The sequence below is a fragment of the Sulfurovum sp. TSL6 genome (assembly GCF_019972115.1).
Lineage (GTDB): Bacteria > Campylobacterota > Campylobacteria > Campylobacterales > Sulfurovaceae > Sulfurovum.
The window spans coordinates 493,248-515,313 of the sequence record NZ_BPFJ01000001.1; the positions used below are offsets into that span (position 1 = coordinate 493,248).

21 protein-coding genes are annotated in these 22,066 nt (G+C 39.8%); 9 read left to right on the top strand and 12 right to left on the bottom strand.

The window, feature by feature from the left end; genetic code table 11:
- Together LDM93_RS02405 and LDM93_RS02410 are read right to left on the bottom strand one after the other, a co-directional pair.
- Positions 1 to 732, bottom strand: coding sequence for an outer membrane lipoprotein-sorting protein (locus LDM93_RS02405; RefSeq protein WP_223890417.1), 732 nt, complete (start codon positions 730 to 732; stop codon positions 1 to 3).
- A gap of 42 nt (positions 733 to 774) precedes the next feature.
- Complete coding sequence (locus LDM93_RS02410; protein ID WP_223890419.1) at positions 775 to 1,950, bottom strand: YbfB/YjiJ family MFS transporter; 1,176 nt, start codon at positions 1,948 to 1,950, stop codon at positions 775 to 777.
- A 169-nt stretch (positions 1,951 to 2,119) separates the two neighbouring features.
- On the opposite strand from LDM93_RS02410, the gene LDM93_RS02415 reads away from it, so the two are divergent.
- From LDM93_RS02415 to LDM93_RS02430, 4 genes are all read left to right on the top strand, one after another.
- The gene (locus tag LDM93_RS02415) at positions 2,120 to 3,991 is read left to right on the top strand and encodes a bifunctional diguanylate cyclase/phosphodiesterase (RefSeq protein WP_223890421.1); all 1,872 of its coding nucleotides are present in this window, start codon (positions 2,120 to 2,122) and stop codon (positions 3,989 to 3,991) included.
- 88 nt (positions 3,992 to 4,079) lie between these two features.
- A complete protein-coding gene (gene amrS / locus LDM93_RS02420; RefSeq protein ID WP_223890423.1) occupies positions 4,080 to 5,090 on the top strand; it encodes an AmmeMemoRadiSam system radical SAM enzyme in 1,011 nt (336 codons plus the stop codon).
- Positions 5,087 to 5,893, top strand: a complete 807-nt coding sequence (gene amrB, locus LDM93_RS02425; protein ID WP_223890425.1) for an AmmeMemoRadiSam system protein B — start codon at positions 5,087 to 5,089, stop codon at positions 5,891 to 5,893. The genes amrS and amrB overlap by 4 nt, the downstream gene beginning before the upstream one ends.
- The gene (locus LDM93_RS02430; RefSeq protein ID WP_223890426.1) at positions 5,894 to 6,508 is read left to right on the top strand and encodes a protein-L-isoaspartate O-methyltransferase; all 615 of its coding nucleotides are present in this window, start codon (positions 5,894 to 5,896) and stop codon (positions 6,506 to 6,508) included.
- 56 nt (positions 6,509 to 6,564) lie between these two features.
- On the opposite strand, the gene LDM93_RS02435 is transcribed toward LDM93_RS02430, so the two are convergent.
- The 3 genes from LDM93_RS02435 to LDM93_RS02445 all read right to left on the bottom strand — a co-directional run bounded on the left by LDM93_RS02435 (position 6,565) and on the right by LDM93_RS02445 (position 7,954).
- On the bottom strand, positions 6,565 to 7,182 hold the full coding sequence (locus LDM93_RS02435) for a cation transporter (protein WP_223890427.1): 618 nt from the start codon (positions 7,180 to 7,182) through the stop codon (positions 6,565 to 6,567).
- Between the two features lie 18 nt (positions 7,183 to 7,200).
- Complete coding sequence (locus tag LDM93_RS02440; RefSeq protein ID WP_223890428.1) at positions 7,201 to 7,422, bottom strand: GDCCVxC domain-containing (seleno)protein; 222 nt, start codon at positions 7,420 to 7,422, stop codon at positions 7,201 to 7,203.
- A 121-nt stretch (positions 7,423 to 7,543) separates the two neighbouring features.
- Positions 7,544 to 7,954 (bottom strand): hypothetical protein, encoded by a 411-nt coding sequence (locus tag LDM93_RS02445; RefSeq protein WP_223890429.1) that lies wholly within the window; start codon positions 7,952 to 7,954, stop codon positions 7,544 to 7,546.
- Between the two features lie 114 nt (positions 7,955 to 8,068).
- Here LDM93_RS02445 and LDM93_RS02450 point away from each other — a divergent pair, with 114 nt between their 5' ends.
- Both LDM93_RS02450 and LDM93_RS02455 read left to right on the top strand, forming a co-directional pair.
- The gene (locus LDM93_RS02450) at positions 8,069 to 8,887 is read left to right on the top strand and encodes a Sir2 family NAD-dependent protein deacetylase (RefSeq protein ID WP_223890430.1); all 819 of its coding nucleotides are present in this window, start codon (positions 8,069 to 8,071) and stop codon (positions 8,885 to 8,887) included.
- Between the two features lie 150 nt (positions 8,888 to 9,037).
- Positions 9,038 to 9,469 carry a ComF family protein gene (locus tag LDM93_RS02455; RefSeq protein WP_223890432.1) on the top strand — a complete coding sequence of 144 codons (432 nt, stop codon included), beginning with the start codon at positions 9,038 to 9,040 and terminating at the stop codon, positions 9,467 to 9,469.
- A 90-nt stretch (positions 9,470 to 9,559) separates the two neighbouring features.
- Here the strand turns inward: LDM93_RS02455 and LDM93_RS02460 are convergent, their stop codons facing one another.
- Positions 9,560 to 12,292 (bottom strand): cation-transporting P-type ATPase, encoded by a 2,733-nt coding sequence (locus LDM93_RS02460; protein ID WP_223890433.1) that lies wholly within the window; start codon positions 12,290 to 12,292, stop codon positions 9,560 to 9,562.
- Positions 12,293 to 12,315: 23 nt separating this feature from the next.
- Positions 12,316 to 12,786 (bottom strand): phosphate-starvation-inducible PsiE family protein, encoded by a 471-nt coding sequence (locus tag LDM93_RS02465; protein ID WP_223890434.1) that lies wholly within the window; start codon positions 12,784 to 12,786, stop codon positions 12,316 to 12,318.
- Positions 12,787 to 13,188: 402 nt separating this feature from the next.
- Between LDM93_RS02465 and katG the strand changes: the two genes are divergently transcribed.
- A complete protein-coding gene (gene katG / locus LDM93_RS02470; protein WP_223890435.1) occupies positions 13,189 to 15,363 on the top strand; it encodes a catalase/peroxidase HPI in 2,175 nt (724 codons plus the stop codon).
- A gap of 74 nt (positions 15,364 to 15,437) precedes the next feature.
- Here the strand turns inward: katG and LDM93_RS02475 are convergent, their stop codons facing one another.
- Positions 15,438 to 15,866 carry a rhodanese-like domain-containing protein gene (locus LDM93_RS02475; protein ID WP_223890436.1) on the bottom strand — a complete coding sequence of 143 codons (429 nt, stop codon included), beginning with the start codon at positions 15,864 to 15,866 and terminating at the stop codon, positions 15,438 to 15,440.
- A 155-nt stretch (positions 15,867 to 16,021) separates the two neighbouring features.
- On the opposite strand from LDM93_RS02475, the gene LDM93_RS02480 reads away from it, so the two are divergent.
- Positions 16,022 to 17,302, top strand: a complete 1,281-nt coding sequence (locus LDM93_RS02480) for a nitrate/nitrite transporter (protein ID WP_223890437.1) — start codon at positions 16,022 to 16,024, stop codon at positions 17,300 to 17,302.
- A 48-nt stretch (positions 17,303 to 17,350) separates the two neighbouring features.
- On the opposite strand, the gene LDM93_RS02485 is transcribed toward LDM93_RS02480, so the two are convergent.
- Positions 17,351 to 18,715 (bottom strand): class I SAM-dependent methyltransferase, encoded by a 1,365-nt coding sequence (locus LDM93_RS02485; protein WP_223890438.1) that lies wholly within the window; start codon positions 18,713 to 18,715, stop codon positions 17,351 to 17,353.
- Positions 18,716 to 18,718: 3 nt separating this feature from the next.
- A complete protein-coding gene (locus LDM93_RS02490) occupies positions 18,719 to 19,729 on the bottom strand; it encodes a rhodanese-like domain-containing protein (protein WP_223890439.1) in 1,011 nt (336 codons plus the stop codon).
- A 146-nt stretch (positions 19,730 to 19,875) separates the two neighbouring features.
- Between LDM93_RS02490 and LDM93_RS02495 the strand changes: the two genes are divergently transcribed.
- Positions 19,876 to 20,244 carry a helix-turn-helix transcriptional regulator gene (locus tag LDM93_RS02495; protein WP_223890441.1) on the top strand — a complete coding sequence of 123 codons (369 nt, stop codon included), beginning with the start codon at positions 19,876 to 19,878 and terminating at the stop codon, positions 20,242 to 20,244.
- A gap of 119 nt (positions 20,245 to 20,363) precedes the next feature.
- On the opposite strand, the gene LDM93_RS02500 is transcribed toward LDM93_RS02495, so the two are convergent.
- Positions 20,364 to 21,155, bottom strand: coding sequence for an ABC transporter ATP-binding protein (locus LDM93_RS02500; protein ID WP_223890443.1), 792 nt, complete (start codon positions 21,153 to 21,155; stop codon positions 20,364 to 20,366).
- Entirely contained in the window at positions 21,155 to 21,970 is an 816-nt protein-coding gene (gene ntrB / locus LDM93_RS02505) for a nitrate ABC transporter permease (protein WP_223890444.1), read from the bottom strand. The genes LDM93_RS02500 and ntrB overlap by 1 nt, the downstream gene beginning before the upstream one ends.
- Between the last annotated feature and the right edge of the window lie 96 nt (positions 21,971 to 22,066).

Here is a 22,066-nt window from a genome sequence, read left to right on the forward strand (position 1 = left end):
CTACCTCGAATAGCGCTTTAACGCCTGTTTCGTAAAATAAGAAGGATCTATTTTGGTGTCAAAATTGACCTTCTCAAAGATCACTTTTGTACGATTCTTCTTTTTATTTGGATCCAGAGGTTTTAGTTCCATGACCATAGGGATCCTGTGTGAACCATGCTGTTCTATTTTAGAGAATGTCATGATCCTTACTTTTTCCATCAAGTCATCATAAAAAACCTCTTTGATCGGTACAGCATTTTTGAGGTCGACATCGATGATGATCTTTCCCCAAACCACAGCAGCGTTGGGTTTCGGGATCAGCTCTAATGTAGCGTCATTTCCCTGTTTTGAGAGAATTTTCGCATTGTAGTCTTCTTCCAAAGAACTCTCTTTGACCATATCGTCATTGGTAAAATCACTGCCCATCCAGCTTTGCAGCATCATAGATGGCGGTATTTTGATGGTACGCTCTATCTTGGGAATATACTGCCACATTTGATTGTCGATCTTTAAAAAGGTAATGCCCTTGTCTTTTTTGGGGTAGAGTATTTTGATAAAACTCTTGTCGTTCCCTTCGGACCAGCTTTCTATCTTGACTGTGCGTTTGCCACGCTTCGAGGTAACGATCATACTCATAGTGGAGTACATGTAGTCACCACGGAGATTTTTTTCAAGTTTTTTGATGATGGCCTGAGCTTCGTTGGCATTCAGAAAGAGGGTAATAAAAAGTAAAGAGACCAAAGATTTCATATAAACCCCTTTCTTTTTATTATAGCAAAATAGTAAACAGGTTTATTTTAGTTTTTCAATTCTCTTGGCATACAGTAAAAACACTATGCCAACAAACACGATACATGCTGTCACATAGAGTGTGGAGTGATAGTTTCCAAAATAATCGATCAGAGCGATACTGTATAGTGGTGCACCCACCTGACCTATGCCATAAGCAGCAGTCATGGATCCCATAAGTACTACCGGATTTTTACCGGCCAGGTGACCTCCAAGATTTAAAAAGAGTGCCACAAGACCTATGAAAGTACTGCCATAAAGTGCACCGCTGAGCAGGTTCAGTAGGATGTTGCTACTCATTGCGGGTATCAGAATACCTATGATCTGTAGAGCCATTGCGATGATAATGACATTGACACTGCCATAGGTATGAGCGAGTCTCATCCAGAGTATGGAAGAGGGGATACCTGCGATACCTACTATAAGCCAACCAAGGTTTCCATACCCTTCCAATCCTTCAAGAGAATTAATAATGTCTGGTAAAAAAGTACCTTGTACGACAAAGCCGACACCCTCGGTGAAATAGGCCAATATCAGAAGTATCACATAGGGAGAGAATATTGACTTTGAGAGCGGGTGTTTGACCACTTCTTGTTTGACCACTGTATCAAAAGATAAAATATAAAGCGTATAAAAAGTAAGGATAAAAGCAAACAGGGATAAAGCAAGCCAAGCATCAGCCCATGTGCCTTTTTTCAGCACATACTGGCTGAGTAGTTCTGAAATGACTATAGCAAAACCAATACCGCTGAAGTGTATGCCCATAGCTTTTGTTTTACTCTCAAAGTTCAGTTTGACCATGACGATGGCACCACCTACGATAAGGACCATGGCAGAGCCGAAACCAGCGATAATTCTTGAGATCAGCCACAATGTTTCATTGGTAGTAGTTGCCAGCACAAGTGTTGTAAGGATACTTAAGATCATACCTATCCTAAAGTACTTTACTTTTGTGTTGATGTCTTTGATAAATATAGAAAAAACAGCACCAGCCAGATAGCCTGCAAAATTACATGATGCCAATAGACCGGCATAGGTGAGGGACAAGAAGTCTTCAAGCATAGATGGAAGAAGTGAAGTAAAGGCAAACCTTGCTACACCTACACCTACGACGATAGCGAGTATACCAGCCAGGAGTATAGCAGTGTTATTGTTCTTATCGAAAAGCGTCTTTATCATAGTTGTCTTTTTTTTCGCATTATAGTAACAGTAGACTTAATAAGGAGTCGTAAAAATGTCATACATGAGAAGAAATTGTTTCATGGTTTTGTCTCCTCATAGTCTATGGTATAGATGAATATGTATATTTTAATCTCATGTTATAAAAAATCATTATAGAATAATCATTATGAAGAAACAAAAATTCTATGGTTTTTTACGAAAACAGATTTTACTGGTGATAGGATTTTCTTTTATACCTGGTTTAGCATACCTTGGACTAGGTTGGATGAATGATACTATGATGCCGGCTTTGATCTTGAATAGCTTAGTCATAGTGGTATCATTATGGGGGTGGAAACTTTATAGAGACTTTGAATTTGAAGAGATGGATAAAGAAGAGTTAAAACATTGGTATCGAAAACTCACATTCTTTTTTTATATCATCTTTGGCTTATGGACCCTTGCCTTTCTTGTATATTCCCAAGAAGTAGAGAATAAACTTCATTATATTGCCATTTGTACGCAAATCAGTATTTCAATCGTAGCATCTATCTTGCTCTTTTCAGATAGAAAACTTTTTTTCCCCGTTTTATTGATCCTGATTTCACCATTGATAGTATATTCTCTCATGATAGGGGAACTCTATGGTGATGGTCTGGCTATATTTTCTCTCATTTTCCTGGGAGTACTGATCTACGCATCAGATAACAGTTATAATCTGATCCAAAAAACATATTATCAGGCACAACATGATGCATTGACAGGTTTATATAACAGTCGTTATTTGATCAATTATATGGATTATATGATCAAGAGAACACGTTCTTCTGAAAAATGTGCCTATTTATTGCTTATTGATCTTGATCATTTTAAAACGATCAATGACTCGCTTGGTCATGAGCTAGGAGATAAAGTGCTTCAAGAAGTTGCAAAACGTATTAGAGACTACTGTGAAGATACACATACCATTGCCCGTCTTGGAGGAGATGAATTTGCCATCATCAGTGATCAATTTTATGAGGATGGAAATTGTCAAGAAAGCGCCTACACTTTTTCTGTGGAATTGTTACGGATACTGAAGGAAACGTATGTGGTTGATCGTCATCATCTCTATATCAGTGCAAGTATCGGTGTGAATAGTATAGGCAATGCATTCACAGAAGCCGGACAATTCATTAAAGAAGCAGATATTGCAATGTATCAGGCAAAAGCACAGGGCCGTGATGGGATTATTCTATTCAATGATGAATTGGCAAAAGAGGTTGAGTATAGGCTGGAAATAGAACGCAAACTCTATTTTGCTTTGGAAAATAATGAAATTGAATTGTGCTACCAGCCACAGTTTAACAGGGCGCAGAAGATCATTGGCTGTGAAGTGCTTGTTCGGTGGAACAGTCCGGAGCTTGGACTTGTATCACCGTTTGAATTTGTTTCGATCTCGGAAAAAACAGGGTTGATCATTGAATTGGGAAATTATATTATTGAAGAGGCTTTTAAAACACTTCAGGCATGGGAGATAAAGGGCTTAGATTTAAAACAGTTTTCGATCAATATCAGTGTAAGACAATTTTTTCATAGTACTTTTTTAGATGAAGTGAAACGATTAGCTGAAAAGTATCTCTATGAAGAGACAAGAAAAAAAATAATTTTTGAAGTGACAGAAACGATTCTGATTGAAGATATATATAGAATTACTTTAATCATCAATAAGCTTAAGTGTTTGGATTTCTCATTTTCCATGGATGACTTCGGAACAGGATACTCATCACTCAGTGCGCTACGTGAAATGCCTATAGAAGAGTTAAAAATAGACCGTTCGTTTGTGATTCATTTAGGTGAGCGTAAATCTGATGAATTGATGATCACCACGATTCTTTCTCTGGCAAAAATATATAATCTGAAAACTGTAGCGGAAGGTATAGAGACTAAAGAACAATTTATTTTTTTATTGGAAAATGGCTGTGATATGTTTCAAGGATATTATTTCTCAAAACCATTATCAAAAGATGATTTTGAACTTTTTTATAAAGAAAGCTTCACTAAACAATTAAGTATATAAAAAATTTATTGACATTTATAATATCCTGTGATATGATTGAGTATAGTTGAGTCAACTGTGATGAGGCTGACTCATTAAAGGAGTCAACATGACATCTAACAAAGATATGAAATATTATACAAGAGAAGAGGGTAAAGACAGGATCATATGTCTGCTCTGTCGCCACTCCTGCAAACTCAAAGAGGGGCAGGTAGGTTTCTGCGGTATCAACAAAAATGTAGAAGGAGAGCTTAAAACACTTGTCTATGGCCATCCTGTCGCAGTACATGTGGATCCTGTAGAGAAAAAACCGCTGAATCATGTAATGCCTGGAACTACAGCACTTTCCTTTGGGACAGTAGGATGTAATTTTAAATGTCCATTTTGTCAAAATTGGGATATATCTCAAGAGAAAGAAGTGAATGAAGATATAAATGTCAGCCCTGAAGAGATGGTGGAACTGGCACTTTCACATGGTGCTGAATCCATCGCCTATACCTATAATGAACCCACTATCTTCTACCCCTATGCCAAAGACATTGGGGTTATTGCTAAAGAAAAAGGGCTCAAAAACCTTTTTGTCAGCAATGGATTTGAAACACCAGAGGTCATTGAGGATATGGCAAGTTGGGTCGATGCAGCAAATATCGATCTAAAAAGCTGGGATGCTGCCTATTATAAAAAGGTACTCAAAGGTGGACTTGATGAGGTAAAGGACACTCTTAAAAGAATGATAGCTGCAGGTATTTGGGTTGAAGTGACAACACTGATTATCCATGGCGAAAATGACAGTGACAAAGATATAGAAGAGATGGCAGCATTTATAGCCAATGATCTTGGTAAGCATGTGCCATGGCACTTAAGTGCGTTTCATCCGGATTATAAGATGCTGGATCATGAGAGAACAAAAGTAGAAACGCTAATGCGTGCCAAAAAGATAGGAGAAAAAGCAGGGCTTTATTATATTTATCTGGGGAATGTACCGGTTCATGCCGATACACATTGCCCTCAGTGTGGAACGTTGCTGATCGACCGTAGTGGATATGATGTGACGGTGAATACCTTAGAAAATGGGCATTGTCCTAAATGTCACAGAGCGATAGAAGGAGTATGGTCATGAGCACAAGAGAAGCAGCGGTTGCCGGACAATTTTATCCATCCAGCCCGGATGAGATACATGCCATGCTGGAACACTACAATGAAATCCTTGATACACATCTCAAAGAGAAGGATGGTATATTACACCTTAAACCCAGAGCGGTCATTGTACCGCATGCAGGGTATGTATATAGTGGTTTCACTGCGAACATAGCATTAAGACTATTATCTAATTCAGATATCAAGCGTGTTGTGATCATTGGCCCTAGCCATCGAGTCTATCTCAATGGAACAAGTATTTCTGAATTTGATACGTATCATACACCTCTTGGTGCATTGCTCATCGATAAACCATTGGTATCAGACCTGAAAGAGCGATTTGAGTTAGCGTTTGTACCTGAAGCCCACCATGAGCACAGTACGGAAGTACAGATACCCTTTGTCAAAAATTATACACCGGATGTATCAGTGGTTGAGTTGGTTTATGGTGATGAGTCTCCTGAAAAGCTGGCGGAAGTGATCGAGTATCTTCTTGATGATCCTGATACCGCAGTGGTGATCAGTACGGATCTGAGCCACTATTATGATATCAAAAAGGCCAATACACTCGATAGCATCTGTTTGGAAGCAGTGAAGGAACTGAGTACAGCCGAACTGCATGAAGGATGTGAAGCCTGTGGTAAGATCGGTGTGGAAGCGATACTGCTTGCAGCAAAAAGGAGTGCTTTAAGATCTGTGCTGTTGGATTATCGTACGAGTGCAGATGCCAGTGGAGATGAATCACAGGTAGTAGGGTATATGAGTGCAGCATTCGTGGAGCAGTAGATGAAAACGATGGATAGACTTGTGGATGATATGATCTCATCAAATATGCTGAAAAGTCCACTGATCATTGATGCCTTTAGAACTATCGACAGAAAATATTTTGTACCTGAAGAGTACGAGGAAGATACCTATGCAGATATGCCTTTACCCATTGGAGATTACCAAACCATATCCCAACCTTCTACCGTAGCCTTTATGTTGGAACGTCTTGAGCCTCAAGATGGAAACCAAGTATTGGACATTGGTTCAGGCTCAGCATGGACCACAGCACTTCTTTGTTATATCGTAGGAGACAAAGGCAGTGTAACGGGTGTCGAAAGGGTCGATTCATTGGTGGAGCAGGGAAGTGAGAATCTTGCCAAATTTCGTTTTCATACTCCTTGTCACATAGAAAAAGCAGGAGATAAACTTGGTCTGCCCGGTAAACAGTTTGACAGGATACTCGTTTCTGCATCAGCGGATGAAGTTCCAGAAGAACTTTTTCCACAATTGAAAATAGGCGGCATATTGGTGATACCCATAGGAGAATCCATTTTTAAATTTACAAAGGTATCAGAAACAGAGATTGAAAAAGAAGAATTTTACGGATTTGTCTTCGTACCGTTGATCTACTGACTTTTTACAGGCTCAATATATACATACATTTTTCGTGTATCAAAATGAACAGATGATTAGCTGCAACTCTCTGAATGTACACGCTTTTCATGATTGGCATCCTTGATAATATCTATACCCCCACGAATGACTATGATAGAGATGATCATACCAACAATGAGATCCGGGAACCTTGTCTCTAATAGATATACAAATCCACCACTAATAATAATACCTACATTAGCGATCACATCATTTTTTGAAAATATCCAACTGGCACGCATATGAACCTCACCTTTTTTGTATTTTGAAAGCAGGATCAAACAAATAATGTTTGCTACTAGAGCTGCCATTCCAACAAAAATCATTAGGAGTGACTCTGGTTCACTTCCATAAATCAATCGGCGTATAACATCTGCAAAAACCAATACTCCCAATAATACTTGAAAAATACCGCTTAAATGTGCGGCTTTTATTTTTACAAGCGGTGATTTTCCAACTGCATACAGTGCTATACCATAGACTGTTGCATCAGCCAACATATCAAGAGAATCTGCTATGAGGGCTGATGACTCACTCAGGATACCAAGTGTAATTTCAGCCATAAACATAAAGGCATTGATACTCAAGAGGATTTTTAATACCTTGCCTTCTAAACGATGATTGATTTCCATGTCAGATTCACAATTTGCCATTTGTATTTCTTCTTATGCCTATGATTGACAACAAGAACCTGAATCTTGCTGCATAGGAGGACAGGGAACTGTACCATATGAACAAAAAACACAGCAATCACCTTTTTTAGGCTTAAGAATTGCACCGCAATTCTCACACTCATAAAACCATTGACATGTATCAGTTGGCATAGTTTCCATTTTTTTGTGACCACATTTCGGACATTTGATCTCAGATTTTAAAATAAGTTCTTTTTTCATTGTTTATCTACTCATTTTTTATGTATTATTTTAACCATGACTAACATATAGATTCTTGGCTCCATTTGTTGAAAGTTAACACTATAATACCCAAATTTTCCATTTACATTCTTCCTTTATTTCACAATATTTTTTTGATTTTTGCTACTAAAAGCGGTGAAAATAAACTAACAATTAATACAATGATAAACAGGTCACCCTTCATGATATCGAATACTTGTAATAGACTGAACCATGACTTCCCCATCACATAATGGCCAAAGATGAATTCAAATAGGAGTGTCATTAAAACCCATTGAAGTCCAATAACAAAGTAGGTAGGAGCATGATGTTTTCCAAATAGTGGAAAAGAGACATAAGTAACGATCAATACGATCATGGAAAGTGTGATACCACTCACCGGCACTGCCATGTTTGGACTAATCATGCCAACTAAAATATTTTCTCTAAAGAAACCGTTTACGATGGCCAGGAGAGCTATGATAAACCAGATCATGCTTGTCTTAAGAAAAAGATTGAACGTCATATGCATGTATCTCCTCTTGATATATAGGAATATTATCTCTCATTATGGCTTTATTTTAGTATAAGAATGATACGAACAGTGGCATAAGCGGAACGATAAATTGTATGCTATAATCTTCGCATGAATATTACTGATAACCTACAAAAAGCCAAACAATTGTTAGAAGAGTCAGATGCACTATTTATCACTGCAGGTGCAGGGATGGGAGTGGACAGTGGATTGCCTGACTTTAGAGGAGTGGAGGGCTTTTGGAATGCCTATCCAAAGGCCAAAGAGTTAGGCCTTCAATTTGAGGAGATGGCCAACCCGGAGTGGTTCGAGTCTGACCCTCGGTTGGCATGGGCTTTTTATGGTCATAGATTACACCTTTATCGTGATACAGAGCCTCATGAAGGTTTTAGAAAGCTTCTGGAACTATCTAATACTAAAAAATATGGAGCTCATATTTTCACGTCAAATGTCGATGGACAGTTTCAGAAATCAGGCTTCAAAGAAGAACAAATCATGGAGTGTCATGGTTCTATTCACCACATGCAATGTATCGATAATTGTCAGGGAATGCTTTGGAGTGCCGATAATACGTTTATAGAGATAGAAGAGGGATTTAAAGCCAAGGAACCTTTACCCTCCTGTCCTTTCTGTGGGGCTATGGCACGCCCGAATATTTTAATGTTTGGAGACTTCGGATGGGAGTACGCCCGTACGAATGGACAAAGAGAAAGACTAAGTCGTTGGATGGATACTTTGGAAGAGCAGGGTGCGAAACTAGCCATTGTAGAAATGGGAGCAGGAACCGCCGTACCAACGGTACGAAATACTTCTGAGCAGATAGCCAAAAGGTTTGATGTTCCTTTGATTCGTATCAACCCTAGAGAGAGTTTTGGAGCAGAGATCGAACTGCCTATGGGTGCTGTCGAAGCACTTAATGGGATCATTTGATCTATGCGCTGTTTTTCATGTTCAAAAATAAGTTTTAAGATTATTTGTAAGAGATGTTTAGAACAACTTTTTATACCTACCGTAAGTACACGAAAAGTAGGAACACTGGATGTCATTAGCTTTTTTAAGTATTCCACTCTTGAGACACTGTTGCATAGTAAACATAAACCAGAAGGGTATCGCATCTACAAAGCTTTAGCAAATATGACCATGAAACCGTTCATTGAAGAATTTGTTGAATCTGATGACAGAGATGTGTACATCGTAGGGATAGATGAATATGTCAAAAGCGGCTACTCTCATGTGGCACTTCTTACACGGGCGATGAAGACAAGGAACTCGATACCGCAATACAGCTCACTCATGGCACAAAACAGAGTGAATTATTCGGGTAAAGACTTACAGTTTCGTTTGGATAACCCTAGAGATTTTCTCTATAAAGGCAAGTCAAACATAGATGTGATACTCGTAGATGACATCATCACCACGGGAATCACACTACAAGAGGCACAAAAAGTACTTATGTCTCATGGAGTAAATGTACTCTTTGCTTTGACATTAGCGGATGTAGAGGAATCCTAATCTAATTAAACAAAGCGATAAACGTTATAAAATATGTTTGATCATAACGTTTTCATTTTGAGTCTCAAACTTATGAATAGCATAGAGAATTCACTTCTGGCCATTACTTTTGGTTTTATCCCTGTATCGTACAATATACTTTTCAAGCTCTACAAGGAAGAGTACAGAAGATGCAACTACTATAATGCGCAACCATATAGTAAAGTCTATTGCCGTACTTCCAAACAGAGACTGCATTGGTCTAAGATAAGTAAAGCCAAGCTGGAGTATGATAAGTATAGCAATAGCGATCAATACATAACGGTTTCCAGACAGACCTTCCCAGTTGAAGACCGAATCTGTAATATAACGGGAATTGAACAGATAAAAAATCTCAAACATGATCAGTGTGTTTACAGCTACAGTTCGTGAATGCTCAATAGTGGCATGCTGATCCATTTCCCAAAGAAAAAGCCCGAAGGTCCCACCCATCAAAATCATGGAGACATAGGCAACGCGCCAAATAAGATATGCTGTAAGTATAGGCTCATGGGCATCGCGTGGGGGTCTTTGCATGACATTTTGTTCAGGTGGCTCAAATGCCAGTGATAACGCCAATGTCACAGCGGTGACCATATTGACCCAGAGGATCTGTACGGGTATCAATGGCATTTGATGAAAACCAAATGCGATAGCTGCAAGAATGATCAGTGCCTCACCCCCATTGGTCGGAAGAATAAAAAGTATGGCTTTTTTGAGGTTATCATAGACGGTACGGCCCTCTTCTACAGCATGTGTGATTGAAGCAAAATTATCATCTGCAAGTACCATTTCGGAAGCTTCTTTTGCAGCTTCTGTACCATTGTGTCCCATCGCAGTACCTACGTCTGCCCGCTTGAGTGCAGGTGCATCGTTCACACCATCGCCTGTCATTGCTACGATCAAACCATGCTCCTGTAATAATCTTACTAAACAAAGTTTATGCTCAGGATTCACACGTGCATAGATATCAACATCCAGCACACGTTGGCTTAATACCTCTTCACTCATCAACTCAAGTTCTTTTCCTGTAAGCACATCCTGGGTATTAACAAGTTTGAGTTGTTGCGCGATGGCACGTGCAGTTGCACCATGATCACCTGTGATCATTTTTACTCTAATACCGGCCCTGTCACAGATCTGCACCGCTTCAATCGCTTCCTCCCGCGGTGGATCGATCAAGCCCAGCATGCCCAGAATGACCAGATCATTCTCCAGATCACTGAATTGAAGTTCTTCCTGTTTAGGATGTGCCCTCTTGGAGGCAATGGCCAATACCCGCTGCCCATGCCCTGCCAACGCTTCAATACGCTCCAGCCAGTAATTTTTATCCAAAGGTCGGTCATCATTGAGGCTTCTTTGATAGGTACACATCTCTAATATCTGCTCCGGTGCACCCTTGAGAAAAATAAAAGTATCACCGGCATGATCATGGTGAAGTGTTGCCATAAAGCGGTGTTCTGATTCAAAAGGAATAAGATCGGTACGGGGGTACTGTTTGGCTTCCATTTCCATATCCAATCCAGCCTTTAAACCGGCTACCAGCAGTGCTCCCTCCATCGGGTCACCATGCACAAGCCATTCACCGTTCTTTTGTTCCAGTGATGCATCATTGCAAAGCATCGCAACCCGTACCACTTCCTCTAAAAGTGGTCTTTCTTCTGTATGAACATCTCTATCTGACACACATATCGCTCCATGTGGATCATAACCTGTTCCAGTGAGTTCAAAGAGATCATTGGCAGTCGCGATTGTAGAGACGGTCATTTCATTACGGGTCAAGGTACCTGTTTTATCAGAGCAGATCACCGTGACGGCTCCGAGTGTTTCAACCGCTGGCAATTTGCGGATAATCGCATGACGTTTTGCCATTCGCTGCACACCTATGGCAAGGGTGATCGTCATGATGGCAGGCAGTCCTTCCGGAATTGCAGCGACTGCCAGACTAACTGCGGCAAGAAACATTTCAGACGCAGCATAATCCCTGACCCATAAGCCAAAGGCAAAGGTAAGGAGAGAAATACCCAAAATAGCTATCGTAAGCCAACGGCCAAACTGGGCCATTTGTCCAAGCAGAGGCGTGGTCGCTGATTCCACTTCCGATACAAGGCTGCTGATACGACCTATTTGTGTTTGTGAACCCGTGCCTATGACGATGCCGCTACCTTGACCATGTGTCACAATCGTACCTGAATACGCCATGCAACGCCTATCACCTATCACACTCTCCTTTGCCACAGGATCTAAGGTCTTTTCTACTGCTATCGACTCACCTGTCAATGCTGACTCCTGAATTTGCAGTCCCTTGACGCGAAACAGTCTCAAGTCTGCCGGTACCTTATCACCGGATTGCAGCACAACGATATCACCGGGCACCAGATCTTCTGCCTGAATGGTTACCTGTCGGCCGTTACGTATCACGATTGCATGAGGAGAAAGCATCTGTTGTATGGATCTCAAAGCATCCTCTGCTTTACCCTCTTGTATGAATCCGATCACTGCGTTGAGAAGTACGACAGCAAAGATTACACCGGCATCGACCCAATGCTCCAATATGGCAGTCACCATACCCGCAACAAGGAGCACATAGATCAATACATTATGAAACTGATAGATAAAACGTAGGAATATACCGCGTGTCTGTGCTTCAGGAAGCTGGTTTGGGCCGTACTGAGAAAGTCTCGTCTCTACCTCTTCTTGAGTAAGACCATCTATGGATGTTTCAAGTAAATTTAACACTGAATCTGTGCTTTTTGTATGCCAATCTTCTGATATCAAAACTGATCCATCTATGTGGTTCTTCATAGGTATACCTTTCCAGATAGTTATTAGGATTCTTTAGTGATAAGCCAGTATGTTATCCCTAAAGCCAAGACAACAGCTGCTGTGCTAAGTACAAAAAGAGGTGTGATCGTCCCAAAATCAAAAATAATCACTTTACGTGAGATTGCCATTAATGCAGTTGCAACAACCAGCCTGACGGGTATCACATTGGTTTTGAGATAAAGTGTAATGTTTATGAAGATCTCTATAGCGATCAGTACGGCAAGGAAGGCACCAAAAGTTGCTAAGATATCATTGATATTTAAGAGCATAAATGGTGGGGATAAGAGACGCTGATATAATACATAAATGACATCACCGATACCCCAGACAATAACCAAAACCATTAAAGTTGCCAAAACTTTTACTGCCATACGTATGATCTTGTGAAGAAAATCTATAAAGGGATCTTCTAATTTATCTGTCAATTCATGACCAATTTCTACAAAAGGATCCTTTTTGTTTTCATTACCCATCCGCTTATCCTATCTTTCATAATGCTATCGGCCCTGTTCTTCATACATAAAGAACAAGGCACCTCTTGAAAATTATATCATAATTGACCGCTATGGAATCATTCTCGATTTCATAGTGACTGCTTAGTATTACTATACACGTATGAGTTAAACGCCAATCGGGAAGCCAACCGAACAGTGTTATAATATTAATTTAATTATATATTATAGTATTAAATAAAATAATATAAAAGGATAATTTTTTTCTCTTCGTTAAGTTTTCTTGCACTATAATATAAATGATTAGTCATATATAAATAGAAGCATTTTAAACGTAATATCTCTACTGTTCTGTTCGTCAAATGGTTTAGATGCATTGCATAGTATCTTTCAATCACATTCTAACCAAATAAGGAGTATGACATGTTTGATAACAAAAAATTTATGCAAGACACTTCTGGAGGTGGTAAGTCAAACGAAGATTGGTGGCCTGACCAGCTAAAACTCGATATCTTACACCAACACTCTTCTCTATCCAATCCTATGGGTGATGATTTTAACTATGCAGAAGCATTTAATAGTCTCGATCTTGAAGCTGTAAAAAAAGATCTATTGGAGTTGATGACTGACTCACAGGATTGGTGGCCGGCTGACTTTGGCCATTATGGTCCATTATTCATTCGTATGGCATGGCACAGTGCCGGTACTTACCGTAGTGGTGACGGAAGAGGTGGGGGAGGAAGCGGAAATCAGCGTTTCGCACCTCTTAACAGCTGGCCTGATAATATCCATCTCGATAAAGCCCGTAGACTGATCTGGCCAGTCAAACAAAAGTATGGCCAAAAAATTTCCTGGGCTGACCTGATGATTCTTGCCGGAAACGTCGCGATGGAATCGATGGGCTTCAAGACCTTCGGTTTTGGTGGCGGACGTGAGGATATCTGGGAACCGGAAAAGGACATCTACTGGGGGATGGAAGGTACCTGGTTAGATGACAAGCGTTACTCTGGTGATCATGAGGAACTAGAAGATCCTCTAGCTGCAGTTCAAATGGGTTTGATCTATGTAAATCCGGAAGGTCCCAACGGTAACCCGGATCCTATTGAAGCAGCCAAAGATATCCGTGAAACCTTTGAACGGATGGCGATGAATGATGAAGAGACAGTTGCACTGATAGCCGGTGGGCACACTTTCGGGAAATGCCATGGAGCAGGGGATGCAGCCCATGTCGGTCCTGAGCCTGAAGCAGCCGGTATCGAGGAGCAGGGATTAGGATGGAAGAGCAGTTACGGTACAGGGAAAGGTACTGATACGATCGGTAGTGGACTGGAAGTCACCTGGAGCTCTACACCGACGCAATGGAGCAGTAACTTTTTAGAGAACCTTTTTGGTTATGAATGGGAGCTGACGAAGAGTCCTGCTGGTGCGTATCAGTGGAGAGCGAAAAATAGTGCTGATACGATACCTGATGCCCAGGACCCATCAAAACATCATGCACCAACCATGCTGACCACAGACCTTTCTCTTCGCTTTGACCCTGTGTACGAAAAGATCTCACGATATTTCTTAGAAAACCCTGCTGAATTTCAAGATGCATATGCCCGTGCATGGTTCAAGCTGACCCATCGTGATATGGGACCACGAACACGCTACCTTGGTCCTGAAGTGCCTGATGAGGATCTTATCTGGCAAGATCCTATTCCTGCTGTTGACCATGAGCTTATCGATGAGACAGATATTGCTTTACTTAAGGCTCAGGTTCTTGATTCCGGGCTCTCTGTCTCGGAACTGGTTTCAAATGCCTGGGCGTCTGCTTCTACCTTCCGTGGTTCTGACAATCGCGGCGGTGGGAACGGTGCACGTATCCGTCTGGCACCGCAGAAAGATTGGGAAGTGAACCAGCCAGATCAACTTTCAAAAGCGCTTTCCATACTTGAAGGCATCCAGAACAAGTTTAATGATACACAGTCTGGTAGGAAGAAGGTTTCAGTCGCTGATCTTATTATACTGGCAGGCTGTGCAGGTGTTGAACAGGCAGCAAAGAGTGCGGGGCATGATGTGACTGTTCCCTTTACACCAGGCCGTATGGATGCATCACAGGAACAAACCGATGTACATGCATTTGAGATATTAGAACCGATCGCCGATGGTTTCCGTAACTATCTGAAGACAAAATATTCCGTTTCGGCTGAAGAATTACTGGTAGATCGGGCACAATTACTAACACTCACTGCACCTGAGATGACGGTTCTTCTTGGGGGTATGCGTGTTTTAAATACCAATTTTGGTCAGACACAGCATGGTGTCTTCACTCAGCGGTCTGAGTCGCTTACCAACGACTTCTTCGTCAATCTGCTTGATATGAGCACAACATGGAAGGCAGTTTCAGATGATAATGATATATTTGAGGGAAGTGATCGTGTGACAGGTGAGCCCAAGTGGACTGCTACACGAGTTGATCTGATCTTTGGTTCAAATTCCCAGCTACGTGCTCTGGCTGAAGTCTACGGTAGTTTGGATGCACAGGAGCGCTTCGTACATGACTTTATATCTGTATGGACCAAGGTGATGAATCTGGATCGGTTCGACCTGGACTAGTAGTTTCGATGTAGCGTTTAAAAACAAACTGCTACATTTGAAATGCCAATGTCCTAGAAACCTTATAGACTATATCACCTTACAATCTCTGCATCATTACGCATTAAGTCTATGATACCGCCTTCAACATTAAGGGGTGTAAAGCCATTTTTTTCTAAAATACGCGATGCTTTAATACTTCTACTCCCTGACCGGCAATAGACAATAATACGTTGATCCTTCACTTTTTCCAGTGTGTTTAGGCTACTGTCAAGTCTTTGAACCGGTATGTTTATAGCATTTTTTAGGTGCTTATCTTCATATTCTCTTACAGTTCTTACATCGAGCAGAGTGATGTTACTGTCATCTGATAGAAGTACTATAGCTTGTTTTGCATTGATAAACTCAAAGTCTGCGAGTATCCAGCCTTTGGAGTAGGCAAAGGAGATAAATAAGGCTGCCATTGCTATCCAATAAAGTATCATAGTAGAAATAAAAAAAATGATGAGTCGTGTGATTCGCATATTGGCTCCTTTTCTCGAAAATATTTATATTAAAGTATAACTAATATTTGTATAGTGTATAAACACTCATATGTACAATATTTAATCACTATATGTTTAATACTAGAATAATTTTTATGTATACTTGATATACTATTTATACTCAAGGAGTAAAGATGATAGGTTTTAATCGTTTAAAAGGTGAGGGGAGTCCCGCTACCTTATTTGCAGCATTTTTGTATTTTGATTTTAGTTTTATGGTCTGGACAATGCTTGGACCACTATCTACAGAGATCGCAGACAGTCTGGCCAATTATGGATTTTTGATGACAGCTTCTGAGACAGCGACATTACTTTCGGTTCCTATACTTGCAGGGTCACTGCTGCGTATCGTACTTGGTTTTTTTGTGGGTAAGATCGGTGCTAAAAAGACTGCTTTGGGTGCACAGGCTATTGTTACATTTACTTTATTCTATGTGGCATCGTTTGGGGATCATATTTCTTATGAAGAGTTGTTGTTCGTGGGTATCGGACTCGGCTTCGCTGGAGCCTCATTTGCAGTGGCCTTACCACAGGCAGGGCAATGGTATCCACCAAGATTACAAGGTGTTGTACTTGGTATCGCAGGTATAGGGAATATGGGTGTTGTACTTGGTTTTCTTTTTGCTCCTAAGATCGCTGAGATTTGGGGATGGCAATCCGTATTTTTAGTGGCTGCAGTTTTATCTTTACTCGTTTTTATCACTTATGTTTTAATCGCAAAAGATGCACCCAAAGAGGTGTATGTGCCAAGACCAAAACATTTATCTGACTATGTAAGACTGTTAAAAGACAGAGATACATGGTGGTTCAACCTATTTTATGCCGTAAGTTTTGGTGCTTTTGTAGGATTTGCTATGTATATGAAAGTGTATCTTATGGCAATGTATTTTGATGAGATGGAAGTATTTGGATTAGAAGTATTAAGAGAAGAGAACATACATGTCGTTGCGGGTTATTTTGCAGCATTTTGTATTATGTCTGGTGCACTTCTTAGACCTATAGGTGGAGCTATCGCCGATAGAATAGGGGGAATCAAATCACTTTATATTTTCCTTACAAGTGTTGCAGTGCTTATTTTCATCAATGCCTTTATAGGATTGTCATTTGGATTTGCTATTTTGATCATGTTCCTCATTATGGCAAATCTTGGTATGGCAAACGGCGCTCTCTTTCAGCTTGTCCCACAGAGGTATTCCAAAGATATAGGTATTATGACAGGAATTATTGGCGCAGCCGGTGCACTTGGAGGTGTAGCTATTTTAGAGATACTCGGAGCATCTACATTGATATTTGGGGATTATACTATAGGCTTTATGTTCATAGCTGCCAATGCCTTGATCGCTATAGCAGGAGTAAGTTTGGTAAAGAGCAGATGGAGAACCACATGGGGTGTCAAATCAGGAGGAATTATATAATTCTTTACTGCCCCATAAGAAGTATGTTCCATAATAGAATGGCCTCTCTTAAATCTTCTTGATCACAAAAGAACTATATTTTTGCTCACTATTTTTCGGGGTGATATGTATAAATTCATTATAGGCTATTAAAGATAATCCTGATGGTAATTCATGAAGCATTCTTGTATCGTTGTATGGGACTATATCCAGTCCGGCACATTGTTTTTCTCCATCAACAGAAAACGTATTGATGATCGCTATACCGTCTGGTATTAAACTCTCTTGCAATACTTCAAAATATCTCTTTCTCTCTTTTTCTAAAAGTAAAAAATGGAAAACGGCTCTATCGTGCCATACATTAAACTTTTTTGTTGTTGTAAAGTGCATAATGTCTGAACATATATAGTTTGGAATGTCAGATTTATCGGAGAGTCTTTTTTTTACAATCTCAAGACAGGTTTTTGACGTGTCCAGTAGTGTAATGTTCTCATATCCATCAGCAATTAACATATCTACAAGAAGTGATGCCCCACAGCCTACATCGATGATATAGTCATCTTTTCTTGCATAGTGTTCTATCTGCATTAATGAAGTGTTTGGCGTTTCCTGATGCCATAATACTTGTGTATAATCCTTTGTCTTAAAGAGCGTATCCCAATGCTGCTCTCTTAATACATCAGAGGGGATTTTAGTAGCTTTGAAGGTTGCACCCTGGGTTGTCTCTGAGGTAGTGTAGTGAGTAAGCCCTGTACACTCGACATCTTTAAATCCAGCGTTTTCTATGATTTCTATCAGTTTATCCTGTCGTAAAGTGCCAGCAACACAATTGGCCCAATCTTCTTCATCGCTAGTACCACAAGATGCATTTTTTTCCATAGAACAACAGCTGTCTTCTTCAACAGATATATCGATCATATCTGCAAAAAAGAGTTTACCATGAGGTTTTAAAACCCGATATATTTCGGAAAATACACTCTCTTTGCAAGAGGTAAGATTGATCGCACCGTTAGAGATAACAACATCCACAGATTCATCGTCAACATCTATAGTATCAAAACTGCTCTCTAGTATCTTAACATTTGAAAAACCTGCGAGGTTCGCATGATAGGTGGCTTTTGTAACCATCTCTGGTGTTATATCTACACCAATCACGTTACCCTGATCACCAACTAAAAGTGCAGAGATCATAAGATCAACGCCTGCACCACACCCAAGATCTACAACCGTATCACCTTTTTTGATATCACTTTGGGTAAAAGGATTTCCCACAGCCGCACAGTATTGCCAAACCTGGGATGGAATAGCCTCTATCCATTCCTGTTTGTATCCATGTGACTGTGCATTGCTTAAGCCCTTGTCCCAGCCAAAATCTTTATCAGGGTTTTGTGCCAATTCTGTATAAAGTTCAATGATCTGTTTATTCTCTGCCATGACTTAGATTTCACTCTCTTTTTTAGTTACAAGCTCATCCTCTTCCATAAAAGGGTATCCAGCTCTTGCCCAACCTTTAAGCCCTGCTGATAAGTTGTAAACATACTTATATCCTAGCTGTTTTAAAGTTTCAGCAGCCATTAAACCTCTAAATCCATTACGACAGAAAGTAATGACAACAGCTTCTTTACTATCAATCATTTTATGTATTTGTAGCTCCAGGTTTCCTCTTGTCATACTATAGCTTTCATCATCAGTGGGAATGGTAATTTTATTCTTGTGAGAAGGTTCTCTTACATCTAAAAGAATGATCTCTTCACCTTCATCCAACATCTTTTTTAGAACAGCGGGACTCATCTCTTCAACGGTACTTTTTGCTCTTTCCATCATACCATCTACAGCGGCTATCCCAGATCCTGAGCATGCAACTTGATTACAAGCTGTTGGATGTAGTTTTTCCTCTTGCATGTATTGAAAAACAAAGAGTGCATCTGCATCAACTTTGTCAGAAATAGATGTTTCATTGGTATGGTTTGAGTTTTTTGAGCTACTTGTACAATTTGATTTTGTTTTACAAGAAGAAGTGGCTTTAAAACTTTGAACAGCAATTGTTTTGTGTGACGCTTTTTTCTTTGTCAAGTTGGTATCACATATACCGCTAGCACAACTTTCAGCACTTGGTGCAGCATCAAATACTTTATTCCCCCATTGTGGAAATGAAAGCATAACAAGTGCAAATACTGTTACAATCGCTAAAAAAGTTTTACTCGAAAAAAATCCTTCTTTCTCTTCACACGCACATTCTAACTCTTTAGATGGTTTTAATTTGTCATACCATGCATAGAGTAAAACAATAATAGTAAATATGACCAAATAGTTATGATATGGGGCTAACCATGAGAACGAAGTGGCAAGTGTACTAGACCCTGCCAAAAGAGCTAAAATAGGTGTTACACAACATAAAGATGCAGCTATGGTTGCACCCAGGACAGTAAATATTTTTTTATTTGCCATTAGAGACCTTCAGTTAATCTATTTAGCCTATTTGCTAAATTAATCCAAGATTCTACATATTGGGGACTTAAAAGAAAGTTAATTGTCTAAATTGCTAAATAGTTTTCCTTTTGTTATAATAGGTCAAAAATAAACAAGGTCGTACTATGCTTGACATGGATGATAAGATTAAAATTTTTAAAGCATTGGGAAATGAAACCCGCTTTAAAATCTTTAAAAATATATTTACAGGAGGATACGCCTGTTCCATTGATGAGAAACAACCTAAAGATGACTTAATCGCACAGGCGACTTGTGTCACAAGTATTGCAGAGCATTTTGATTTTGCATTACCGACGATATCGCGTCATCTTAAAGAGTTGAAAGATGCACAGATCATTACCATGACAAAGAGTAAAAATAAAATCTACATTGAGCCAAATATAGAAACGATGAAAGAGATAGCGGAATGTTTTAGCGTTTTGGTTGATGAGTATGAAAAAGGAACTGTATTTCAGTTTGATAACACTAAGTAATATCTTTTTTATTTCTATTTGTATAGTTTCTAATACTTACATAGTCAAACCCCTATATACTTTTAAGAGGTTTTACTATGCATCAGTCATACTATGAGGATGATAGAAAAAGAATGATGCTATTCATCTTCTTTGGCAAATTTTTCATACAGGAAGCTTAAGATGGCTTCTCTACACCTGATATACTCTGGATCGTGTTGAAGTTCTACTCTGTTTCTTGGACGCTCCAGATTGACTTCGAGTATCTCTCCAATGGTTGCTTCAGGGCCATTGGTCATCATGATGACTCTGTCACTAAGGAGTACCGCTTCATCTACATCATGGGTAATGATGATCACTGTGTTTTCAACACTTTGCTGTATACGCATGAGATGTTCTTGCAGATTGGCTCTGGTCAATGAGTCAAGCGCCCCAAAAGGTTCATCCATGAGCAATACTTCAGGTTGTATAGAAAGCGCTCTGGCTATACCTACACGCTGTTTCATACCGCCTGAAATTTCGCCTGGAAGTTTGTCTTTTGCTGGCTCCAAGTTTACCATGGAGACAAATTTTTCCACACGTTCACGTAACTCCCTTGCATCAAGCTCTGGCATCACTTTTTTGACAGCCATCTCAATATTCTCATACACGCTCAACCATGGAAGCAATGAGTGGTTTTGAAATACCACAGCTCTGTCTGGACCTGGGCCTTTAACCTCATGTCCGTTAAGAATGATATCACCTTGAGTTTGTCCATCAAGACCGGAGATCATATTGAGCAGGGTTGACTTACCGCATCCACTATGCCCGATGATCGCAATGATCTCATTCTTTTTAATTTCCAGATCGACATCTGTTACTGCGATGTAATCTTCTTTTCCCGGAATTGGGAATCGCTTCTCAATATTTTTTAAACTTAAAAATTCACTCATTATGCTCTACCTTTTTTTGTATAATCAAAGAAGTCTGCTATTTTTCCCATCATTAGATCTAAAATAAATCCGATTAAACCAACGAGGATAATACCTATAATGATGTGGTCATAGGCAAGATTGTTATACTCATCCCAAATCCAAAATCCTATACCGATACCACCCGTCAACATCTCAGCCGCAACAATAACCAACCAGGCGATTCCCAATGACAGTCTCATCCCTGTAAAGATGTATGGTACTGCAACAGGTAAAATGATCTGTACTACTTTTTCAAGTGGTGTAAACCTTAATACCTTTGCCACATTCATATAATCCTCACTTACACTACGTACACCTAATGCCGTGTTGATAATGATCGGCCAGATGGATGTGATGAAAATGGTTGAAATCGCTGTCATATTAATATCCTGGAAGATAAAGAGTAACAGGGGTAACCATGCCAATGGTGATATAGGCTTAAATATTTGTATAAACGGATTAAAGGCATACTGTGCATTCTTGCTCATACCTATAAGTAATCCCAATGGGATCCCAATGATCAGTGCCAAAGAAAATCCGCCAAATACTCTTTTAAGCGATTCTACGATCTGCCAGAAAACACCTTTATCATCTTCATTTTCTATATAAAAAGGATCAGCCAGAACACCCTCTACTTCATCCCCTTCAGCATCTTCACCGCCAAAAGCAGCTACATAGGTATTAGCAGGGGTAGGGAAATCTTCCACCACACTTGCAATACCGCTCCATACACCTAATATGGCGATAAACACCAACAGTGGCAATACGATTTTTTTTACAAGTTCAATATTCATTTTTTCTCCTTCAATGTAAACTCTTAAAAATCCTGATATTTTTGACATAGTTGTGGCCTCTATAGAGTCTACAACTATGCGTCATGGAGATTTTTA